The following is an 18490-nucleotide window of genomic DNA, read 5'->3' on the forward strand; positions in this document are numbered from 1 at the left end:
AAACCTGGGCTAAACCGTCCAGCCGGTGGCCTGCGGCCACGACTCGACGTCGCGACCGTCGTGGCGCAGCCTGACGTACTCGTAGCCGCGGTCGCCGGCCTGTGCCGTGGTGTCGGAATAGACGCGGCGCGCTTCGAACTCGGTGCCCCGCGCGACGCAGGTCTCCTCGGCGCCGTCTGCCGGGTTGCCCTGGTTGTAGGCGGTCGCGGCCACGACCTCCCAGTCGCCGGCGCCCGCATCGTTCGTGTCAGCCATCGTCGCCGGGTACCCGGGGGAGCCGGAATTATTCGGACTGCAGTCCGGTTCAATGGGGTATGCCTGCTGTCACCGCCAACACACTCGAACTGCCCCGCATCGCGGGCCCCGGTCCGGCCGAGACCGAACGGCCCGTGCGCAGCGTCACCACCGGCCCCCGCGGCTACGAAGGCGAGGGCTTCCCGGTCGTCCGCGCATTCGCCGGGGTGAACCCCCGCGACCTCGACCCGTTCGTGCACATGGACCAGATGGGTGAGGTCGAGTACCAGCCCGGCGAACCGCGGGGCACCGACTGGCACCCGCACCGCGGCTTCGAGACCGTCACCTACATGATCGACGGCCGCTTCGCCCACCAGGACTCCCACGGTGGCGGCGGGTTGATCACCGACGGGGCGACGCAGTGGATGACCGCGGGATCGGGCATCCTGCACATCGAGACTCCGCCCGCCGAACTGGTCGACAGTGGAGGGCTGTTCCACGGCATCCAGTTGTGGGTGAACCTGCCGAAGGTGGACAAGTTCGCCGACCCGCGGTACCAGTCCATCGAGGGTGAACAGGCGGCGCTGCTGTCCTCCGACGACGGCGGTGCGCTGGTGCGCGTCATCGCCGGCGAGATCGCCGGTCACCGCGGACCGGGTTCCACCCATACCCCGATCACGCTGGCGCACACCAGCATCGAGCCCGGAGCGAGGGTGAACCTGCCGTGGAACCGCGACTTCAACGCACTCGTCTACGTGCTGTCGGGCCGCGGCTCGGTCGGGCCGGTCGGGCACCCGATCCAGCAGGGCCAACTCGCCGTGCTCGGCCCCGGCGACCGCATCACCGTCGCCGCGGACGCCGCCCAGGACTCCCATCGCCCGGCCATGGAGGTTCTGCTGTTGGGGGGCAGGCCGATTCGGGAGCCGATTTTTCAGTACGGCCCGTTCGTGATGAACTCCAAGTCCGAGCTGATCGACGCGGTCGAGGACTTCCAGGCCGGAAAGTTCGGCACCGTCCCGCCGAACGCGCTCCAGCCGTACCGGCCGACACGGTGAGGCTCAGGGCGGGCTCGAATTCCACGGATAGATGAGCTCGAGCTCGCCCAGCGCGGCAGCGGCCGTCAGCAGCGGCAGGGCCGCCGCGACTCCCAGGGTGTCCTCGCGTGCCTCCGAGCGCAGCGCGCGGACGAAATCCTCGCTGATCGGGACCCAGGCGGCGGCGGGCTCGGATCTGCCCGACACCCGAGCGCAGATCGCGTCGGTATGCGCTTCGAGCACCTCCCGCACCTTCGGGTACGTGCCCAGCGGCGGCGGGGTGGGAATGTCGGCGATGAGATCCGCGGCCCCGCGCAGTCGGGTGGCGCGGTTGGAGGACCGCACCACCGGGGCACGGAAGTCCGTCTCGCCGCTGCTTTCCGAAAGATATTGCCGCACTGCGTCATCCACGACCCGCGACGCGTCCAGTGCGGCATGGCTGAGTGTGACGACCTCGTTCGTGCGTTCCTCGTAGGCGCCCCGGGTGATGTGCAGCACCGCAGCGCGCAGATACCGGGCCGCGGTGAAGCGCGCCGAGTCGATCGCCCGGGTGACCGACGCCGTCGCGCCGCGCGGCCAGAGCAACACCGACACCGCGACACCCACGAGTGCGCCGACGAAGACGTCCTCCACCCGGATCAGTCCGACCTCCCATCCGGTGGGGGCGATCAGGTTGAACGAGATCAGCACCATCATCGTGAACGCGGCCTGCGCGGCGATGAACGACGCGATCTCCGGCACGTAGGCCGACCCGAACACCGCCAGCGGCATCAGGATCCACATCACCACCGGGTCGACGCCGACGAGGCTGATCAGCAGGGCTCCCAGCAGGAAACCGATCCCGGTGCCCACCACCGCGCGCCACACCCTGGTCCCGGTGGTCAAGGCGCTGCTGCGCAGCACCGACAGCGCGCCCAGGACCACCCAGAATCCGTGCTCGACCGGGAACAGATGGGTGACGGTCACGGCGAGCGCGAGTCCCAGGCCGGTGCGCAGGCTGTTGCGCACCGCGACCGCCCGGTTCCCGACGAAGCCGGTGGTGATCTTCGCTGCGGCAACGGTTTCGGGCAGCAGGCGGTCCGACGCGCCCGTGGGTGGCAGGCGCAGTCCCAGCGCCCGGGCCCACACCGGGCGCGCGTCGGCGGCGGCGGCCGCGGCGATGATCCGGCCGGTGGCACTGACGGTCGCCGCGATCGTCCGCCGGCGCAGCAGATCTCGCCCCTGGGCCACGGCCTGCTCATCGTCGGGGGCACCGAGAATCTCGTCGATGTCCTCGCGCCACCGGCCCCGGGCCAGGGTCCGCAGTGCCAGCAGCGCGCCCTCCAACTCGGCGCGGGCCATCTCGCGGTCGGCCGGGCGCGAGATGCTCAGTACCGCAGCAGACGCGCGCAGAACCCGGACCACGGCGTCCTTGTCGCGCAGGGTGACACCGGTGCCGCGACCGGTGCGGTCGGCGACCCACTCGAGATCGTCGACGACACGCACCAGCGCGCGGCTGCCCGCGGTGAGGCCGACCGGTCGAAAGTCGGCTCCCAGGAACGTTTTTCGGAGTGCGTCCATCGCGCGCTGGACGTCGTCGGGCGTGACCTTGCCGTCCAGGCGGTCGGCCAGCGCGGTGCATGCCCGCGCCGCGCGTCGCCGCAACTGCCCGTGATGGCGTGGCGGTAGCAGGAACAGCGCGGCGGGCACGCACACGGCCAGCGCGATCGTCCAACCGAGCAGGCGTTCGGCCACCGGACCCGGCGGTGTGCACGCGGGAAGCACGAACGTCAGCAGCGTGGCGCGCTGGCCTGCGGCCAGCGTCTCGCTGAGAACCCCGGAGAACGTCACCGCGACACCGATCACGAACATCGCCGCCACCGCCGGCCAGGGATACGGCGCGACCAGGGTTCCGAGGGTGATGAGCAGGAATCCGTTGAGCCCCAAGCCGCCATATGCGACGGCGCGGTTCTGCCGGTTGCCGGGAAAGTCGGAGAACACCAGGAGCGCGACCGCACCGAAAATCGTGAACAACGGTGTTTGTGTACTGCCGCCGGCCACCGCGAAGCTCACCGCTCCGGCCGCCGGCACCACGACGGCGGCGCGCACGGCCCGGCGCAGCGCGTCCCTGTCGGGATCACGCTGTGCGACGCGGTCTGCGACCCGCTGGCGGAGGCTGAGCATCAGTCCGGGTCGACCTCGACGCCGCGGAAAGGCGATCTGAGACGCCAGAGTAAGGGAACTGTAACAATTTGCTGGAGCGTAGACGGCCGCGTCTGTCGCGGGGACATCAGAGCAACATCTCACTCATCGGCGGCACGGAGTCGAAGCGGCCCGAGTCGAGCGCCTCCAGCAGCTGGCTGACGATCCAGCGAAGGCTGGAGATGTCGCGGGGGAGGATGGCCTGCTCGTACCCGACGAGCAGGTACACCGCCCATGCCGCGAACAGCTCGGCCTGGCGGGGACTGTCCAGGATCTGTATCGCCGAATCGTAGAGCACGTCGAAACGCTGTCGGTCCACCGCGGCCTGTACCTCGTGAACCTGCGGATCGATGAAACTCCACACCCGGATGGCGGACTCCGCACCGTGCGGCAGCGCGAGGCCGACCTCGATCAGATGACCGATCCGCCGGCGTGGGTCGGCTTCGGACTGCACCGCCTCGACGACGCGGACCGTCAGGCCCTCGTGCCAGTGCGCCACCAGCTGGCCTGTGTAGGAGCCCCAGTTCGCGAAGTAGTGATAGAACGAGCCGGTCGTGACGCCGAGCCTTTGGCAGACCGTTGCCAGCTTGAGTCCGCCGTAGCCACGATCGGAGAGCACCTCCAGCCCGGCCTCGAAGAACGCCTCCCGCGATGACACTGCCCCCATACCGAAAAACCTTAGTTCGACGGCGCGCTATGGGGAGTCCGCAACGTCCGATCACGAGGGATTCGGGCGCCAGGAAGTCAGGCTGTGAGTTTGCTGGAGGGGTCGAGGCGCGCGGCGTCGACCAGGAGCGTGCGGGAAGGCAGGTTGACGTGTGGCACAATTTCAACGTGCCGTATACGGCTAGTAGAGGTCCAGGACGCCCTCCCGCAGCGAAAGCCGCTGAAACTCGGGAGCGCATCCTGCGTGCCGCGCGCGAGGTATTCAGCGAACTCGGTTACGACGCGGCCACGTTCCAGGCGATTGCCATACGGGCCGATCTCACGCGCCCCGCGATCAATCACTACTTCGCGAGCAAAGGCGTTCTGTGGGCCGAAGTGGTCGAGCAGACCAACGCCACCATCGTCAGCGAAGCGATCGCACGGGCGCACGAGCACACGAGCCTCGTCGAACGTCTGTCCGCGTTTCTGACGGTGGCCACTCAGGCGGAGTCGGACGACCGCTCCGCCGCGGCCTTCCTGGTCACGTCCGTGCTGGAGTCCCAGCGGCACCCAGAACTCATCAACGATGAGCACGACTCGTTGAAGAACTCGCGCAGGTTCGTGTCGGCGGCGGTCAGCGATGCGATCGAGCGCGGTGAATTGAGCGCCGACACGGACGTCACGCACCTGGTGGAGATGCTCGTCGCGGTGGTCTGGGGGATGGGCTTCTACGCCGGATTCGTCGGTGACCGAAGCGATCTGAGCGCTGTCGTGCACAAGCTGGAGCTGCTGCTGGCCGGCAAGCTCTGGAACGTCGCCGACTGAGAACTTCCTGTGGCTTCACTCTGCGAGTGCGGCCGACTGCCGTTGTTTAGATAGACTCGCAATGTATTTTTTGGCGGGTATCGACAACTTGGAGCGCTCATGAGTTCACTACGCACCGACGACGACACCTGGGACATCGCATCCAGCGTCGGAGCGACGGCGGTGATGGTGGCCGCCGCCCGCGCCGCTGAGACCGAACGCCACGACGCACTGATCAACGACCCGTACGCCAAGGTCCTCGTCGAAGGGGCCGGGGCCGGCGCCTGGCGGTTCATCGCCGACGAGGACCTCGTCGCGAAGGCCTCCGAGTCCGATCCCGAGGTCGGCGCGCTGTTCGAGCACATGAAGAACTACCAGGCCGTGCGCACCCACTTCTTCGACGCGTTCTTCAGTGCCGCCGTAGACGCCGGCGTCCGCCAGATCGTCATCCTGGCCTCGGGCCTCGACTCCCGCGCATTCCGGCTGCCCTGGCCGGCCGGCACCGTCGTCTACGAGATCGACCAGCCGCTGGTGCTGGACTACAAGTCCTCCACGCTCGCCGCCCACGGCGTCGCACCCACCGCGGAGCGTCGCGAAGTTCCCATCGACCTGCGTCAGGACTGGCCCGCCGCGCTCGTCGCCACCGGTTTCGACCCCGCCAGGCCGACGGCGTGGCTGGCCGAGGGGCTGCTGATGTACCTGCCGGCCGACGCGCAGGACCGACTGTTCGCACAGATCACCGAGTTGAGTGCGCCCGGCAGTCAGGTCGCCGCCGAGTCCATGGGTGTCCACGCCCCGGACCGCCGCGAACGGATGCGCGAGCGGTTCGCCTCGATCGCCTCGCAGATCGACATCGAACCGATGGACATCACCGAGCTCACCTACGAGGACCCTGACCGCGCCGAGGTCGCCGAGTGGCTCGCCGCGCACGGGTGGACGGCGCAGGCGGTCCCGTCGCAGGACGCGATGCGACGACTCGACCGCTACGTCGAGGTGGCCGACAGTGACGGACAGTCGTTCTCGACATTCACCACCGGGACCAAGCTCTGAACTCTTGACGGGTGTTGCCCAACCGGCTGGTTGGTTAGGATTCGGGTTACTCCTAGGTCAGGAAGGGACCCCATCATGACCACCGAATCCGTCGCACCTGTTCAGGCCGCCGAAGGCGCCGACATCCCCGCCATTGTGCAGCGACTCCGCCGTACCTATGCGACAGGCCGTACCCGCAGCGTCCAGTGGCGCAAAGAGCAACTGCATGCGCTCGAACGACTGATGACCGAGAACGAAGGCGTGATCACCGAAGCGCTGGAAAAGGACCTGGGCCGCGCCCCGTTCGAAGCATGGCTCGCCGACATCGCGAGCACCGCCGGCGAAGCCGCCTACGCCGCCAAGAACGTCGGCAAGTGGATGAAGCGCCGCTACCGGTTGCTGGAGATGTCGCAGCTGCCGGGCAGGGGCTGGGTCGAATACGAGCCCTACGGCACCGTGCTGGTGATCGGGGCTTGGAACTTCCCGTTCGCGCTCACCCTCGGTCCGGCCGTCGGTGCCATCGCAGCGGGAAACACCGTGGTGCTCAAGCCTTCTGAGGTCGCCCCTGCCTCGTCGGCGGTGATGGCCGAACTCGTCCCGCGCTACCTCGACAACGACGCCATCGCCGTCATCGAGGGCGACGGCGCGGTCAGCCAGGAGCTCATCGCCCAGGGCTTCGACCACCTGATCTTCACCGGCGGCACCGAAGTCGGCCGCAAGGTGTACGAGTCCGCCGCCACCCACCTCACGCCGGTCACCCTCGAGCTCGGCGGCAAGAGCCCGGTGATCGTCGCGAAGGACGCCGACATCGAGGTCGCCGCCAAGCGCATCGCCTGGACCAAGCTGATCAACTCCGGCCAGATCTGCATCGCGCCCGACTACGTGCTCGTCGAAGCCCCCATCCGCGACAAGCTCGTCGACAGCATCCGCAGCGCGATCGACACGTTCGAGGCGGGCAACGCCCCCGGCAAGAAGATCGTCAACGAGCGGCACTTCAACCGGCTGTCCAACGCGCTGGCCGCCACCAAGGGCACCGTCGCGGTCGGCGGGGACTCCGACGCGGTCAACCTCAAGATCTCGCCGACCGTCGTCGTCGACCCCGACCCGGCAGAGCCACTGATGACCGACGAGATCTTCGGGCCGATCCTGCCCGTGCTGACGGTGCAGAACCTCGATGAGGCGATCTCGTTCGTCAACTCGCGGCCCAAGCCGCTGGCCGCCTACCTGTTCACCAAGGCCAAGGCCGTCCGTGAGCGGGTCATCAAGGAGGTCCCGGCCGGCGGCATGGTCGTCAACCATCTGATCTTCCACTTCGCGACCCACAAGCTGCCGTTCGGCGGCGTCGGGCCGTCCGGTCTCGGTGCGTACCACGGCAAGTTCGGCTTCGAGGAGTTCAGCCACCGCAAGTCGGTGCTGACCAAGCCGACCCGACCCGACCTCGGCTCCATGATCTACCCCCCGTATACAGAGAAGGCGTTCAAGCTCGCCCGCAAGTTGTTCTGACCGGCGGGCCCATTCAGAGAGGAACATCAGTGCCTGGAGTGCAGGATCGTGTCATCGTCGTCACGGGTGCCGGAGGTGGACTGGGGCGCGAGTACGCGCTGACGCTCGCGCGTGAAGGCGCCAGCGTCGTCGTCAACGACCTCGGCGGCGCACGCGATGGCACCGGCGCCGGGTCGGCGATGGCCGACGAGGTGGTCAAGGAGATCAAGGACGCCGGCGGCCGCGCCGTCGCGAACTACGATTCCGTGGCCGAGCCCGAGGGTGCGGCCAACATCATCAAGACCGCGGTCGACGAGTTCGGCAAGGTCGACGGTGTGGTGAGCAACGCGGGCATCCTGCGCGACGGCACCTTCCACAAGATGGAGTTCGCCAACTGGGACGCCGTGCTCAAGGTGCACCTCTACGGCGGCTACAACGTGATCCGCGCCGCGTGGCCGCACTTCCGGGAGAACGGGTTCGGCCGTGTCGTGGTCGCGACGTCGACCAGCGGTCTGTTCGGCAACTTCGGCCAGGCCAACTACGGCGCCGCCAAACTCGGCCTCGTCGGCCTGATCAACACGCTCTCGCAGGAGGGCGCGAAGTACAACATCAAGGCCAACGCGATCGCGCCGATCGCCGCGACCCGCATGACGCAGGACATCCTGCCGCCCGAGGTCTTCGAGAAGCTCACCCCCGAATACGTTGCACCGATCGTGTCCTACCTGTGCACCGAAGAGGTCCCCGAGACCGCGTCGGTGTTCATCGTCGGCGGTGGCAAGGTGCAGCGGGTGGCGCTGTTCCAGAACGAAGGCGTGACGTTCACCGAGGTGCCCTCGGTCGACGACGTCGCCGCCAAGTGGGGCGAGATCACCGATCTGTCCGCAGCCGAGCGCGCCACCTTCAGCCTCGGCTGAGTATGAAAGCACTTGTCGCACAGGAGCTGACAGGGCCGGCAGGGCTGGCGTACACCGAGGTCGATGAACCGAACGGCGCTGACGCCGTGGTCATCGACGTCGGTGCCGCCGGCGTCTGCTTTCCTGACCTGTTGATGCTGCGGGGCGAATACCAGATGAAGGTGCCCGCACCGTTCGTCCCCGGCCTCGAGGTGGCGGGCACCGTCCGGTCCGCACCCGAGGGGTCGGGATTCGCCGCCGGACAGCGGGTCTCGGGTTTCAGCCTGCTCGGCGCGTGGGCCGAGCGGGTCGCACTGCCGGTCGGCAGCGTCGTGCCGACGAACCCCGCGCTCGACGACGGCGAGGCCGTCTGCCTGCTGGGCAACTACTACACGATGTACTTCGCGTTGCATCGTCGTGGCGCCCTGCAACCCGGCGAGACGGTACTGGTGCTCGGCTCCGGCGGCGGCATCGGCACGGCCTCCATCCAAATCGCGAAGGCGTTGGGCGCCAAGGTGATCGCGATGGTGCACCGTTCCTCGGCCACCGACTTCGTCAGGTCGCTGGGTGCTGATGTCGTGTTGCCGCTGACCGACGGGTGGCTGGACGCGGTCAAGGCCGAGACCGGCGGGCGCGGTGTGGACCTGGTCGTCGATCCGATCGGCGGGCCCGCGTTCGACGATGCGGTGCGTGCGCTGGCCACCGAGGGCAGGCTGCTGGTGATCGGCTTCGCCGCCGGCGGGATCCCGACCGTCAAGGTCAACCGGCTGCTGCTGCGCAACGTCAGCGTGGTGGGCGTCGGGTGGGGAGAGTTCGTCAACCGCACGCCGGGTGCGCAGGCAGAAGTCGGTGCCGCGCTGGCCGATCTGGTCGACAGAGGACTCAAACCCCCGGCGCCGGTGCGTTATCCGCTGTCCGACGGGGTTGCGGCGCTGCAGGCGTTCGCCGACGGCGCAGTGAACGGCAAACTCGTCCTGGAGCCGTAACCGGTATGCCGATCAGAGCGCTGGCCTTCGACGTGTTCGGCACCGTCGTGGACTGGCGCTCCAGCATCATCGCCGAATTGTCGGAGTTCGGCCGCGAACACGGGGTGGACGCGGACTGGTCCCGGTTCGCCGACGACTGGCGGGCCGGGTACGTCCCGGCGATGGACAGGGTGCGCCGCGGCGAGCTCCCCTGGACCCGCATCGACGATCTGCACCGCGGCCGTCTCGTCGAACTTCTCGACCAGGCCGCAATCACGGTCAGCGACACGGACATCGACCATCTCAACCGGGCGTGGCACCGGCTGGACCCATGGCCCGACAGCGTCGCCGGCCTGACCCGGCTCAAGCAACGCTTCCTCATCACCACGCTGTCGAACGGCAACGTGTCGCTGCTGACCGACATGGCCAAGCGGGCCGGGCTGCCGTGGGACTGCGTGCTGTCGGCGGAGATCTTCGGGCACTACAAGCCTGACCGGGAGGCTTACCTCGGCACCGCACACATCCTCGACGTCGCGCCCGGGGAATTGATGATGGTCGCCGCGCACCCGTCCGATCTGCGCGCGGCGCGCGACGCCGGGTTGGCGACGGCCTACGTCCACCGGCCCCTGGAGCAGGGCCCCGACCGAACCCCGAAACCGCCCGACCGCGACGAATTCGACATCACCGCATCGGATTTCGGTGACCTCGCAGACCAGCTGGGCGCCTGATCGGGCGCGTACCGTGGAGCCATGACTGAATCCGCGTTGCGCATGGCCGAGCGGCTGCTCGCCGATCCGCCGGAACATCCCGACGTCAGCAAGGGCTATCTCGACCTGCTCGGCGACCGCCCGGCCGGCGACGCCGGCGCGATCCAGGCGCTGTGGGCGTCGCGGCTCGGATCGCTGTTCTATGACAACGCCCAGACGGTGATGCGCCGCGTGCTGACCGCATGGCATGAGCCGACCGAGTGGCTGAAGCTCCCGGTCGGGGGCGTGGCGCTCGACGTCGGCAGCGGTCCGGGCAACGTCACCGCCGCACTGGGCCGCGCCGTCGGTCCCGGCGGGCTGGCGCTGGGCGTGGACGTCTCCGAGCCGATGCTGGCGCGTGCCGTCGCCGCAGAGGCCGGACCCAACGTCGGGTTCCTGCGCGCCGACGCCCAGGACCTGCCGCTGAGTGACGAGTCCGTGGACGGCGTGGTGTCGATCGCGATGCTGCAGCTCATCCCCGAACCGGCGCAGGCGGTGGCCGAGATGGTGCGGGTTCTGCGATCGGGCCGTCGCGTCGCGGTCATGGTGCCGACCGCGGGACCGGCAGCCGCAGCGCTGCGCTACCTCCCTCACGCCGGCGCGCACTCCTTCGGCGACGACGAACTCGCCGACGTCTTCGAGGGTCTCGGGTTGACGAGCGTGCGGGCCAACACCGTCGGCACCATTCAGTGGGTGCGCGGCAAGAAGCCGTGACCGCCGTGCCGTCACCGTAGTGTCGGGGGCGTGAGCGTTCTCGGGATCGTCGTCGTCGCACTGGTCATCGCCGTCGGCCTGGTCGGCATCGTCGTGCCGATTCTGCCCGGCGGCATCCTGGTGATCGGCGCGATCGGCGTGTGGGCGTTCGTCGTGAACACCGCGGTGTCGTGGATCGTCTTCGGCGTCGCGGCCGCCCTGTTCGCCGCATCGCAGGTGATCAAGTACACCTGGCCGGTCAAACGGATGCGGGCCGCCGACGTGCGCACCTCGGTGCTCGTGGTCGGCGGCATAGCCGGTGTGGTCGGCTTCTTCGTGATCCCTGTGATCGGGTTGCTGATCGGGTTCGTCCTCGGCGTCTTCGCCGCCGAGATGAGCATCCGCGGGGACGCCACCCGCGCCTGGGCGTCGACGTGGCACGCCCTCAAAGGCGTCGCGCTCTCGGTCGGCGTGGAGCTGACAGGCGCCTTGCTGGCGACCGTCGCGTGGGTGGTCGGCGTGGTGCTGACGCTGTAGGCGCGATCACGTCACGTGATCGACCAGACCTCCAGCAGCGTGCGCAGCGTCGCCACCAGCGGCAGGGGTTGGTCCAGCATCGGATGGTGACCCGCCTCGACCAAGTCGACGAAGGGGCCGCGCAACTGCAGGATGTCCCGGACGACATCCGCCATCTCGGGCGGGACCAGTCCGTGCTCGCACCGCAGATACCCGACGCGACAAGGCATCTGGTTCATCATCGCTTCCATGACCTCGCGCTCTGCTGGGGTCTGCTCAGCGAGGTGCCCGCCGAAGATCGCCGGGTCGAACTTCCAGACCCATCCTTTGAGCGTGCGCCGCACGGACTCGCTCGCGATGTGCGCCGAGACATACGGCAGCACACCCTGCTGCGCGGGGACCGGCCGGAACCGGCCGACGATCTCGTCCTTGGAGCGGTACGCCTTCGGGGTGCGGCGACTCAGATGCCGTTCCTCGGGCGCGCGGTCGCGCAGCGGCGAGTCGACGACGACGATGCTGTTGATCTGGTCGCCGAAATGCGACGCCGCGGTCGCGGTGACCCAGCCGCCCAGGCTGTGACCGACGATCGTCGGGTGCCCGTCGGAGAACGCGGCGGCCGCGGCCATGACTTCCCGCGACCAGCGGCGCAGGTCGTAGGAGTCCCTCGTGCCGCTGTCGCCGTGTCCGGAGAGGTCGGGGGCGACGATCCGGTGGGTCGAAGACAGCAGGGGTGCGATGTGGTCCCACCATCCGGAGTGGGCGGCCCCGCCGTGCACCAGCACCAGCGGCGGATTCTCCCGCGCGCCCCACACCCGGACGTGGATCTCACAGCCTTCGACATCGACGTGCGAATGCTCCGGTTTGTCGGCCAGCGCGGTGGTGAACCATGCCGGTGCCTCGTCGACGGACCGGGAGCGCGAGAACATCAGAGGACTAGCCGTGCAGGACTCTGCGCAGCCGCGCCAGATCCTCGTCGGTCACGCCGGCCGACTCGAGATAGTCGCGCAGCGAACCGAACTCGGCTTCGAGGGTGCGCCGCGCCACGTCGAGATAGTCCTCCCGCACGCCGAGCACCGAATCGGTGAGACGGGCCTCGGCGAACTCCATGATCTCGGGTGCCTCGGCGGCCCGCACCCGGATCGTCTCCAAGATGCTCTCCCGTAGTTGCGGAACGGCCTCGTTGCTGCGCAGGTAGTCGGCCATGATCGCGTCGCGGTCGACGCCGGCGGCCTCCAGCACGACCGCGACGGTGAACCCGGTTCGATCCTTGCCGGCGAAGCAGTGCGCGAGCACGCTGCGTCCGGAACCGAGCAGCGTCACCACCCGGTGCACGGCGCGCTGAGCGAGCGGGGCCGTCGCAATCCGGCCGTACTCCTCGGACATGTAGCGTGCGGCGGCTTCCGCGATGGGCTCGCCGTCGGGTTTGTCGGTCATCATCCGCTGGAACGCGTGCTCGTGCGGTGACTCGCCGTCGGCGGCCATCGTCTCGACGAACGGCAGGTGGTGGACCTCCACCTCGGTCGGCACCCGCCCGGGGCCGTGCCGTTCCAGTTCGCGCGCCGTGCGCAGATCGGCGACATCGGTGACGCCGAAGCCGATCAGCGCGCCGCGGCCGTCGTCATCGAGCTTCGACAGCTCGCTGGACCTGAAGAGGTGACCGGGCGCGATACCCGCGGGCTCGGAGACGTCGCGAAAGTTCCACGCGCCGGACAGTTCTCGGCCGGAGAACGGCACTAGCCCGCCGCCCCGGGATGGGAGACGCGGCACGCCGCCGTCGCCAGCGCCGACTTCTCCCTGCCGAGCTCGGCCCGGGCGATGGTGCGCATGTGCACCTCGTCGGGCCCGTCGAACAGCCGCATCGCGCGGTGCCAGCTGTAGAGGCGCGCCAGCGGGAAGTCGTCGGACACCCCGGCGCCTCCGTGCACCTGGATGGCCCGATCGATCACGTCGCACGCCATCTGCGGTGCGACGGCCTTGATCTGCGCGACGAGCAGCTGGGCGTCCTTGCTCTTGTTGCCGTGCTGGTCGATGGTCCACGCCGCCTTGTGACACAGCATGCGGGTCTGCTCGATGTCGTTGCGCGACTTCGCGATCGCCTCGCGGACCACGCCCTGCTCGGCCAGCGGCTTGCCGAAGGCGATGCGCGTCTGCACCCGGTCGACCATCAACGCCAGGGCGCGCTCAGCCGCACCGATCGCGCGCATGCAATGGTGGATGCGGCCCGGGCCGAGTCGCGCCTGCGCGATCGCGAACCCGGAGCCCTCCTCGTCGAGAAGGTTCGACGCCGGCACCCGAACGTTGTCGAAGGTGATCTCGCAGTGCCCGTGCTGGTCCTGCCAGCCGAACACCGGCAGCGACCGCTCGATCGACACCCCGGGGGTGTCGGTCGGGACGAGGATCATCGACTGCTGGCGGTGACTCGGGCCGTCGGGATTGGTGCGTCCCATCACGATCAGGATCTTGCAGCGCGGATCGGCGGCGCCGGTGATCCACCATTTGCGGCCGTTGATGACGTAGTCGTCCCCGTCGCGCAGCATGGTCGTCTCGATGTTGCGGGCATCGCTGGAGGCCACCGCGGGCTCGGTCATCGCGAACGCGCTACGGATCTCGCCCGCCAGCAGCGGCTCCAGCCACTGCGTGCGCTGCTCCTCGGTGGCGAACAGATGGAGCGTCTCCATGTTGCCGGTGTCGGGTGCGGCGCAGTTGGTCGCCTCGGGGGCGATCTCCATGCTCCACCCGGTCAGCTCGGCCAGCGGGGCGTACTCCAGGTTCGACAAACCGGACACCGACGGCAGGAACAGATTCCACAGGCCACGTTCCTTGGCCTGCTTCTTCAGTTCCTCGACCACGGGGGGCACGGTGTGGTCCTTCGGTCCGGCTTCGGCACGGTAGGAGTGGTAGGACTCCTCGGCGGGGAACACGTGTTCCGTCATGAAGTCGGTCAACCGGTCGTGGTAATCCTGCGCCTTGGCTGACATCGCGAAGTCCATGACCGTCACGATATGACACGTGTGAACACCGGACTTGCCGGAGGTGCCCGGACAACCTCAGGACTGCGCGTCGCGGCCCTCCCGGCTGTTTCGGTAGGCGGACCGGCGCAGCGACGTCAGCCATCCGGGCAGCAGCGTGACGTTCGTGCCGCTGCGCACGGTCGGGTCGAACGCCTGATCACAGTCCTCGTCGTCGGCGCACAGCTCACGATCGAAGGTGAGCGTCGCCAGCGGGAAGAACGGGCCGATGCCGAACGCCTGCTCGACGGCGAACTCGATGCCGCCGCTGTTCAGGCGCTCGCGGACGGCGTCGAGCGACAGCCCGTCCCCGTCGAGCGGTGTTGTCATGGTGGCCCGCAGCCAGAAGATGCCGCTGGGGTAGCCCAGCGGCATCAGCGTGGAGTACTGCGCCGCGTTCCAGGTCGCGACGGGCCGCAGCGCCACGCGCGCCGACGACGAGACCGTCAGCACGTCCCACGGGTTCGATCCGTCGGCGTCGCGCGGCATGCGCCACGCCAGCCCCGCGAAGTCGGGCAGCGAGCCCGGGGTGCCCGCCCCCTTGGAGATCCGTCCCACGACGTCGCCGGACACCATCGGCAGTCCCTCACCGGCCGGCGCGGTGCGGGTCAGGGTGCCACCGCACAGCACTCCGGTGGGGTGGAAGAAGCGCTTGTCGCGCAGCGCCGCTCCGGCCCGGAGAGGAAGCGTGGTCAGATCGGAGATCGTCATGCGTCCTGACTGCCCGGTTACGACGTGCTGAAACTCCGACAGCGCACCGTCGGGGAACCTGTCGGGGCGTTTGCGCCGATCAGCACCGGGTAAACGGCGCGCCATGTCATCACTGTGGACCGACGGCCGCGTCGAAACCCCTTCGCGGCCCGACGAGGTGGCCGCGGTCCGGACCGCTGACGTCGTCGTCGTCGGCGCCGGCATCACCGGGTTGACGACGGCCCTGCTGCTGGCCCGCGCCGGCAAGAAGGTCGTGGTGGTCGAAGCGCGTCACATCGGCGCCTGCGCGACCGGCAACACGACAGGCAAGGTCAGCGTTCTGCAGGGCAGCAAGCTCGCGAACGTGGCCGGCAAGCACGGCACCGACACGCTGCGTGCGTACGTCCTCGGCAACACCGAGGGCCGCGACTGGCTGCTGCGCTACTGCGACGAGCACGGGATCAGCGCGCAGCGCGAGGACGATCACGCGTATGCGCAGAACGAGAAGGGCCTCGGCACGGCGCGCAAGATTCTGGCGGCGTGCCGCGAGGCGAACCTGGACGCCCAGTGGGTGGACGAGGCGGACGTGCCGTTCCCGTTCGCCGGCGGGGTCCGGTTACGCGAGCAGGCCCAGATCGATCCGATGCCGTATCTGAGCAGTGTGGTGACCGAGCTCGAAAGGCACGGCGGCACAGTGCTCCAGGGCGTGCGGGCCACGTCGGTGTCCGGCGTGCGGTCGGTGACGGTGACGTTGCGGATGACCACCCGGCCCGATGACACCCGCGACGAGGACTTCTCGATCACCGCCGAACGCTGCGTACTGGCCACCGGCATACCGGTTCTCGACCGCGGATTCTTCTTCGCCCGCGCCGAACCGATGCGCTCGTACTGCATGGCCTTCGACGTGCCCGGTGAGCTGACCAGGTCGATGTACATCTCCGTCGACTCCCCGACGCGGTCGGTACGCTACGCACCCACCCCGGGCGGCGAGAAGCTGATCGTCGGCGGCGCAGGGCATCCCGTCGGGCGGGCGGACGATCCGAAGAGCGCGGTCGACGAGTTGGCCCGCTGGGCCGCGCTGCACTATCCCGGTGCGGTGCAGACCCACTTCTGGTCGGCGCAGGACTACCATCCCGCCGACGAGCTGCCCTACGTCGGACCGCTGCTTCCCAAGCTCGAAAACATTCTCGTGGCAACAGGATTCGACAAGTGGGGGATGACGAACGGCGTCGCGGCGGCGTTGGCGCTGACCTCGCGGATCCTCGGCGGGCGGATGGACTGGGCGCAGGCGTTCGCGAGCTGGAGTCCGCACGAGCTGAGCGGCATCCCGACCGCACTGCAGATGAACTTCGAGGTCGGGCTGCACCTGGCCAAAGGCTGGGTCACCCCGGTCACGACGCCGGCCGGTCCGCCGGGCGAAGGCGAGGGCATCGTCACCGGACCCCCGTGGAACCTGCGGGCGTGCAGCGTCGTCGACGGTGTCGAGCGCACCGTGTCGCCGGTGTGCCCACATCTGGGCGGCATCGTCGAGTGGAACAACATCGACCACGCGTGGGAGTGCCCGTTGCACGGGTCGCGGTTCGCCCCCGACGGCACGCTGCTGGAGGGTCCCGCCACCCGCGGGCTCACCTAGATCAGTTACGCAGCGTGTCAGAAGGGTTGCGGCCGTACGCATCCCGATACATCGACGCGAACCTGCCGGTGTGCCCGAAGCCCCACCGCGACGCCACCATCTGAATCGTGGTGGTCGCCGGGTCCGCCTGGAGCAGATCCCGGTGCGCATGGTCCATCCGGACCCTGCGCAGGTACTCCATCGGCGTCATCTCCAGATGCCTGCGGAACATGTACTGCAGTGCGCGGGGAGTGACGTGGACGCTCGCGGCGATGTCGCCCAGCGCGATGTCACTGTCGGCGTTGCCCTCGATGAACGCGATGGCGCGGCGCAGCAGCGCGGGTTTGGCGTCGAGCCGGTCCGTGGCCGTCGGCTCCAGGCTGGCGTTCGACGGCAGCGTGTGCAGCACCACGGCCGCCAGCATCGACGCCGTGGTGGAAGCGACCAGCGGCGTCGCCTCGAGCCCGTCCGACCGCACCACGGTGCGCACGTAGTCGATCGCATCGGAGAGCCGTTGCTGCGCCTGCGGTGACACGGGGCGGTGGCCGGTCAGACGGATCCCCTGGTCGGCCCGCCCGTTCGCCGGGGCCGCCACGCGGTCGAGCAGCGCGGTGTCGAACATCGTCAGGTCGAAGGTTGCCCCGCAGACACGACCGGAATACGGCAGTTCCGGCGGGCTGAGCAGGGCCACCTGGCCGGGGGCGAACACGTCGGGTTCCTCGCCGATGAAGTTCTCCTCGATACGCCCGTCGTGTACCCGGCACAGGCAGATGCGGCCGAGGGCGGCGGCGTCGTAGGACATGTGGAAGTCGAGTTCGAGCTCGTCGAAGGTGACCGAACCGAGCCACCGGCGGTCGATGCGCGCCGACGGACTCTCCCCCTCGCCGGCGGCGATGCTCATCTTCGTGTATGCGCGGACCAGGAAGTCCTCGGTCTCGGCGAGGTCGTCGCTCTCGAAACGCAGGTTGTCGCCGGATGTCGTCGACGACGGTGATGTGTGCATGCTGACACTCCGCTGTTCGCGGTAAAGCTATGGGGCATCTGCTCAGCCCCCCGTTCGTCCCTCACCATACAGGGAACGAACAAAGAACCGCCAAATGGCCGGCAAGCGAATCCGAGCCGAATGCTGGTGCCGTTCTTTGTATACCGTGAACAGCCCAGTTGCCATTGTGGGAGCTGCCTAGAGGTGGTGTGCCGTGCTTTATGTCCCGGGAAATATACGCGCTCAGGAATGGTCGCTGCTAATCGCAATTCGCGACAATATGCGGCCGCCCGTCGTATCCGTTGTGGGAAGCTGACCGGATGGTGGGGCGATGACCGGTCCGGGCAGAGTGCGTGTGGTGGTCGGCGACGACCACCCGATGTTCCGTGACGGAGTCGTGCGGGCGTTGCAGTCCAGCGGCGCGATCGACGTGGTCGCCGAGGCCGACGACGGGACCGCGGCGCTGGCCGCGATCCGCGAGCACCGGCCCGCGGTGGCGCTGCTCGACTACCGCATGCCGGGGATGGACGGAGCCGAGGTCGCCGCCGCCGTGCAGCGCGGCGCCCTGCCGACGCGGGTGCTGCTGATCTCGGCCCACGACGAGTCGGCGATCGTCTACCGGGCACTGGCGGACGGGGCCGCCGGATTCCTGCCCAAGGAGTCCACCCGCAACGAGCTGATCACCGCGGTGCTGGACTGTGCCAAGGGCCGCGACGTCGTCGCGCCGAGCCTGGCGGCGGGGCTCGCCGGTGAGATCCGCCGCCGCGCCGAACCCGAAGGTCCGGCGCTCAGCCCCCGCGAGCGCGAGGTGCTGGTGCTGATCGCCGCGGGCAGCACGATTCCGGCGATGGCCCGGGAACTGTTCCTCGCCCCGTCGACCGTCAAGACCCACGTGCAGCGCCTCTACGAGAAGCTGGGCGTCAGCGACCGGGGCGCCGCCGTCGCCGAGGCGATGCGCCGCAAGTTGCTGGATTAG

General features: G+C 68.9%; 19 protein-coding genes. 11 read left to right on the plus strand and 8 right to left on the minus strand.

Annotated elements, in window-relative coordinates; all coding sequences use genetic code 11:
* Positions 1-9 precede the first annotated feature (9 nt).
* Entirely contained in the window at positions 10-255 is a 246-nt protein-coding gene (locus tag DYE23_RS00480; protein WP_115326188.1) for a hypothetical protein, read from the minus strand.
* 59 nt (positions 256-314) lie between these two features.
* Between DYE23_RS00480 and DYE23_RS00485 the strand changes: the two genes are divergently transcribed.
* Positions 315-1289, plus strand: coding sequence for a pirin family protein (locus DYE23_RS00485; RefSeq protein ID WP_115326189.1), 975 nt, complete (start codon positions 315-317; stop codon positions 1287-1289).
* 3 nt (positions 1290-1292) lie between these two features.
* On the opposite strand, the gene DYE23_RS00490 is transcribed toward DYE23_RS00485, so the two are convergent.
* The gene (locus tag DYE23_RS00490) at positions 1293-3431 is read right to left on the minus strand and encodes an FUSC family protein (RefSeq protein ID WP_115326190.1); all 2139 of its coding nucleotides are present in this window, start codon (positions 3429-3431) and stop codon (positions 1293-1295) included.
* A 106-nt stretch (positions 3432-3537) separates the two neighbouring features.
* On the minus strand, positions 3538-4116 hold the full coding sequence (locus DYE23_RS00495; protein WP_115326191.1) for a TetR/AcrR family transcriptional regulator: 579 nt from the start codon (positions 4114-4116) through the stop codon (positions 3538-3540).
* 167 nt (positions 4117-4283) lie between these two features.
* Here DYE23_RS00495 and DYE23_RS00500 point away from each other — a divergent pair, with 167 nt between their 5' ends.
* The 8 genes from DYE23_RS00500 to DYE23_RS00535 all read left to right on the plus strand — a co-directional run bounded on the left by DYE23_RS00500 (position 4284) and on the right by DYE23_RS00535 (position 11243).
* Positions 4284-4919: a TetR/AcrR family transcriptional regulator gene (locus DYE23_RS00500; RefSeq protein ID WP_172527869.1), complete on the plus strand. Its 636-nt coding sequence runs from the start codon at positions 4284-4286 to the stop codon at positions 4917-4919.
* A gap of 99 nt (positions 4920-5018) precedes the next feature.
* Positions 5019-5948 carry a class I SAM-dependent methyltransferase gene (locus DYE23_RS00505; RefSeq protein WP_099962269.1) on the plus strand — a complete coding sequence of 310 codons (930 nt, stop codon included), beginning with the start codon at positions 5019-5021 and terminating at the stop codon, positions 5946-5948.
* A 75-nt stretch (positions 5949-6023) separates the two neighbouring features.
* A complete protein-coding gene (locus DYE23_RS00510) occupies positions 6024-7430 on the plus strand; it encodes an aldehyde dehydrogenase family protein (RefSeq protein ID WP_011891648.1) in 1407 nt (468 codons plus the stop codon).
* Between the two features lie 29 nt (positions 7431-7459).
* The gene (locus tag DYE23_RS00515; RefSeq protein WP_011891647.1) at positions 7460-8323 is read left to right on the plus strand and encodes an SDR family oxidoreductase; all 864 of its coding nucleotides are present in this window, start codon (positions 7460-7462) and stop codon (positions 8321-8323) included.
* Between the two features lie 2 nt (positions 8324-8325).
* Positions 8326-9288, plus strand: coding sequence for an NADPH:quinone oxidoreductase family protein (locus tag DYE23_RS00520; RefSeq protein ID WP_115326193.1), 963 nt, complete (start codon positions 8326-8328; stop codon positions 9286-9288).
* Positions 9289-9293: 5 nt separating this feature from the next.
* On the plus strand, positions 9294-9995 hold the full coding sequence (locus DYE23_RS00525) for a haloacid dehalogenase type II (RefSeq protein ID WP_115326194.1): 702 nt from the start codon (positions 9294-9296) through the stop codon (positions 9993-9995).
* A gap of 21 nt (positions 9996-10016) precedes the next feature.
* A complete protein-coding gene (locus tag DYE23_RS00530) occupies positions 10017-10727 on the plus strand; it encodes a methyltransferase domain-containing protein (RefSeq protein ID WP_115326195.1) in 711 nt (236 codons plus the stop codon).
* Positions 10728-10757: 30 nt separating this feature from the next.
* A complete protein-coding gene (locus DYE23_RS00535) occupies positions 10758-11243 on the plus strand; it encodes a DUF456 domain-containing protein (protein ID WP_115326196.1) in 486 nt (161 codons plus the stop codon).
* A gap of 11 nt (positions 11244-11254) precedes the next feature.
* Here the strand turns inward: DYE23_RS00535 and DYE23_RS00540 are convergent, their stop codons facing one another.
* Genes DYE23_RS00540 through DYE23_RS00555 form a run of 4 tightly spaced genes read right to left on the minus strand, consistent with a single transcriptional unit; the run spans position 11255 to position 14941 of the window.
* Positions 11255-12148 (minus strand): alpha/beta fold hydrolase, encoded by an 894-nt coding sequence (locus DYE23_RS00540; protein WP_115326197.1) that lies wholly within the window; start codon positions 12146-12148, stop codon positions 11255-11257.
* A gap of 7 nt (positions 12149-12155) precedes the next feature.
* Positions 12156-12956: a tyrosine-protein phosphatase gene (locus tag DYE23_RS00545; RefSeq protein WP_011891641.1), complete on the minus strand. Its 801-nt coding sequence runs from the start codon at positions 12954-12956 to the stop codon at positions 12156-12158.
* Complete coding sequence (locus DYE23_RS00550; protein ID WP_011891640.1) at positions 12956-14212, minus strand: acyl-CoA dehydrogenase family protein; 1257 nt, start codon at positions 14210-14212, stop codon at positions 12956-12958. The genes DYE23_RS00545 and DYE23_RS00550 overlap by 1 nt, the downstream gene beginning before the upstream one ends.
* A 57-nt stretch (positions 14213-14269) precedes the next feature.
* Positions 14270-14941, minus strand: coding sequence for a hypothetical protein (locus DYE23_RS00555; protein ID WP_011891639.1), 672 nt, complete (start codon positions 14939-14941; stop codon positions 14270-14272).
* Positions 14942-15044: 103 nt separating this feature from the next.
* Between DYE23_RS00555 and DYE23_RS00560 the strand changes: the two genes are divergently transcribed.
* On the plus strand, positions 15045-16553 hold the full coding sequence (locus DYE23_RS00560; RefSeq protein WP_115326198.1) for an FAD-dependent oxidoreductase: 1509 nt from the start codon (positions 15045-15047) through the stop codon (positions 16551-16553).
* A 1-nt stretch (position 16554) separates the two neighbouring features.
* On the opposite strand, the gene DYE23_RS00565 is transcribed toward DYE23_RS00560, so the two are convergent.
* Positions 16555-17535, minus strand: a complete 981-nt coding sequence (locus DYE23_RS00565) for a helix-turn-helix transcriptional regulator (protein WP_115326199.1) — start codon at positions 17533-17535, stop codon at positions 16555-16557.
* Positions 17536-17845: 310 nt separating this feature from the next.
* On the opposite strand from DYE23_RS00565, the gene DYE23_RS00570 reads away from it, so the two are divergent.
* Positions 17846-18490 (plus strand): response regulator, encoded by a 645-nt coding sequence (locus DYE23_RS00570; protein ID WP_011891636.1) that lies wholly within the window; start codon positions 17846-17848, stop codon positions 18488-18490.

The organism is Mycolicibacterium gilvum (assembly GCF_900454025.1).
GTDB classification, from domain to species: Bacteria; Actinomycetota; Actinomycetes; order Mycobacteriales; family Mycobacteriaceae; genus Mycobacterium; species Mycobacterium gilvum.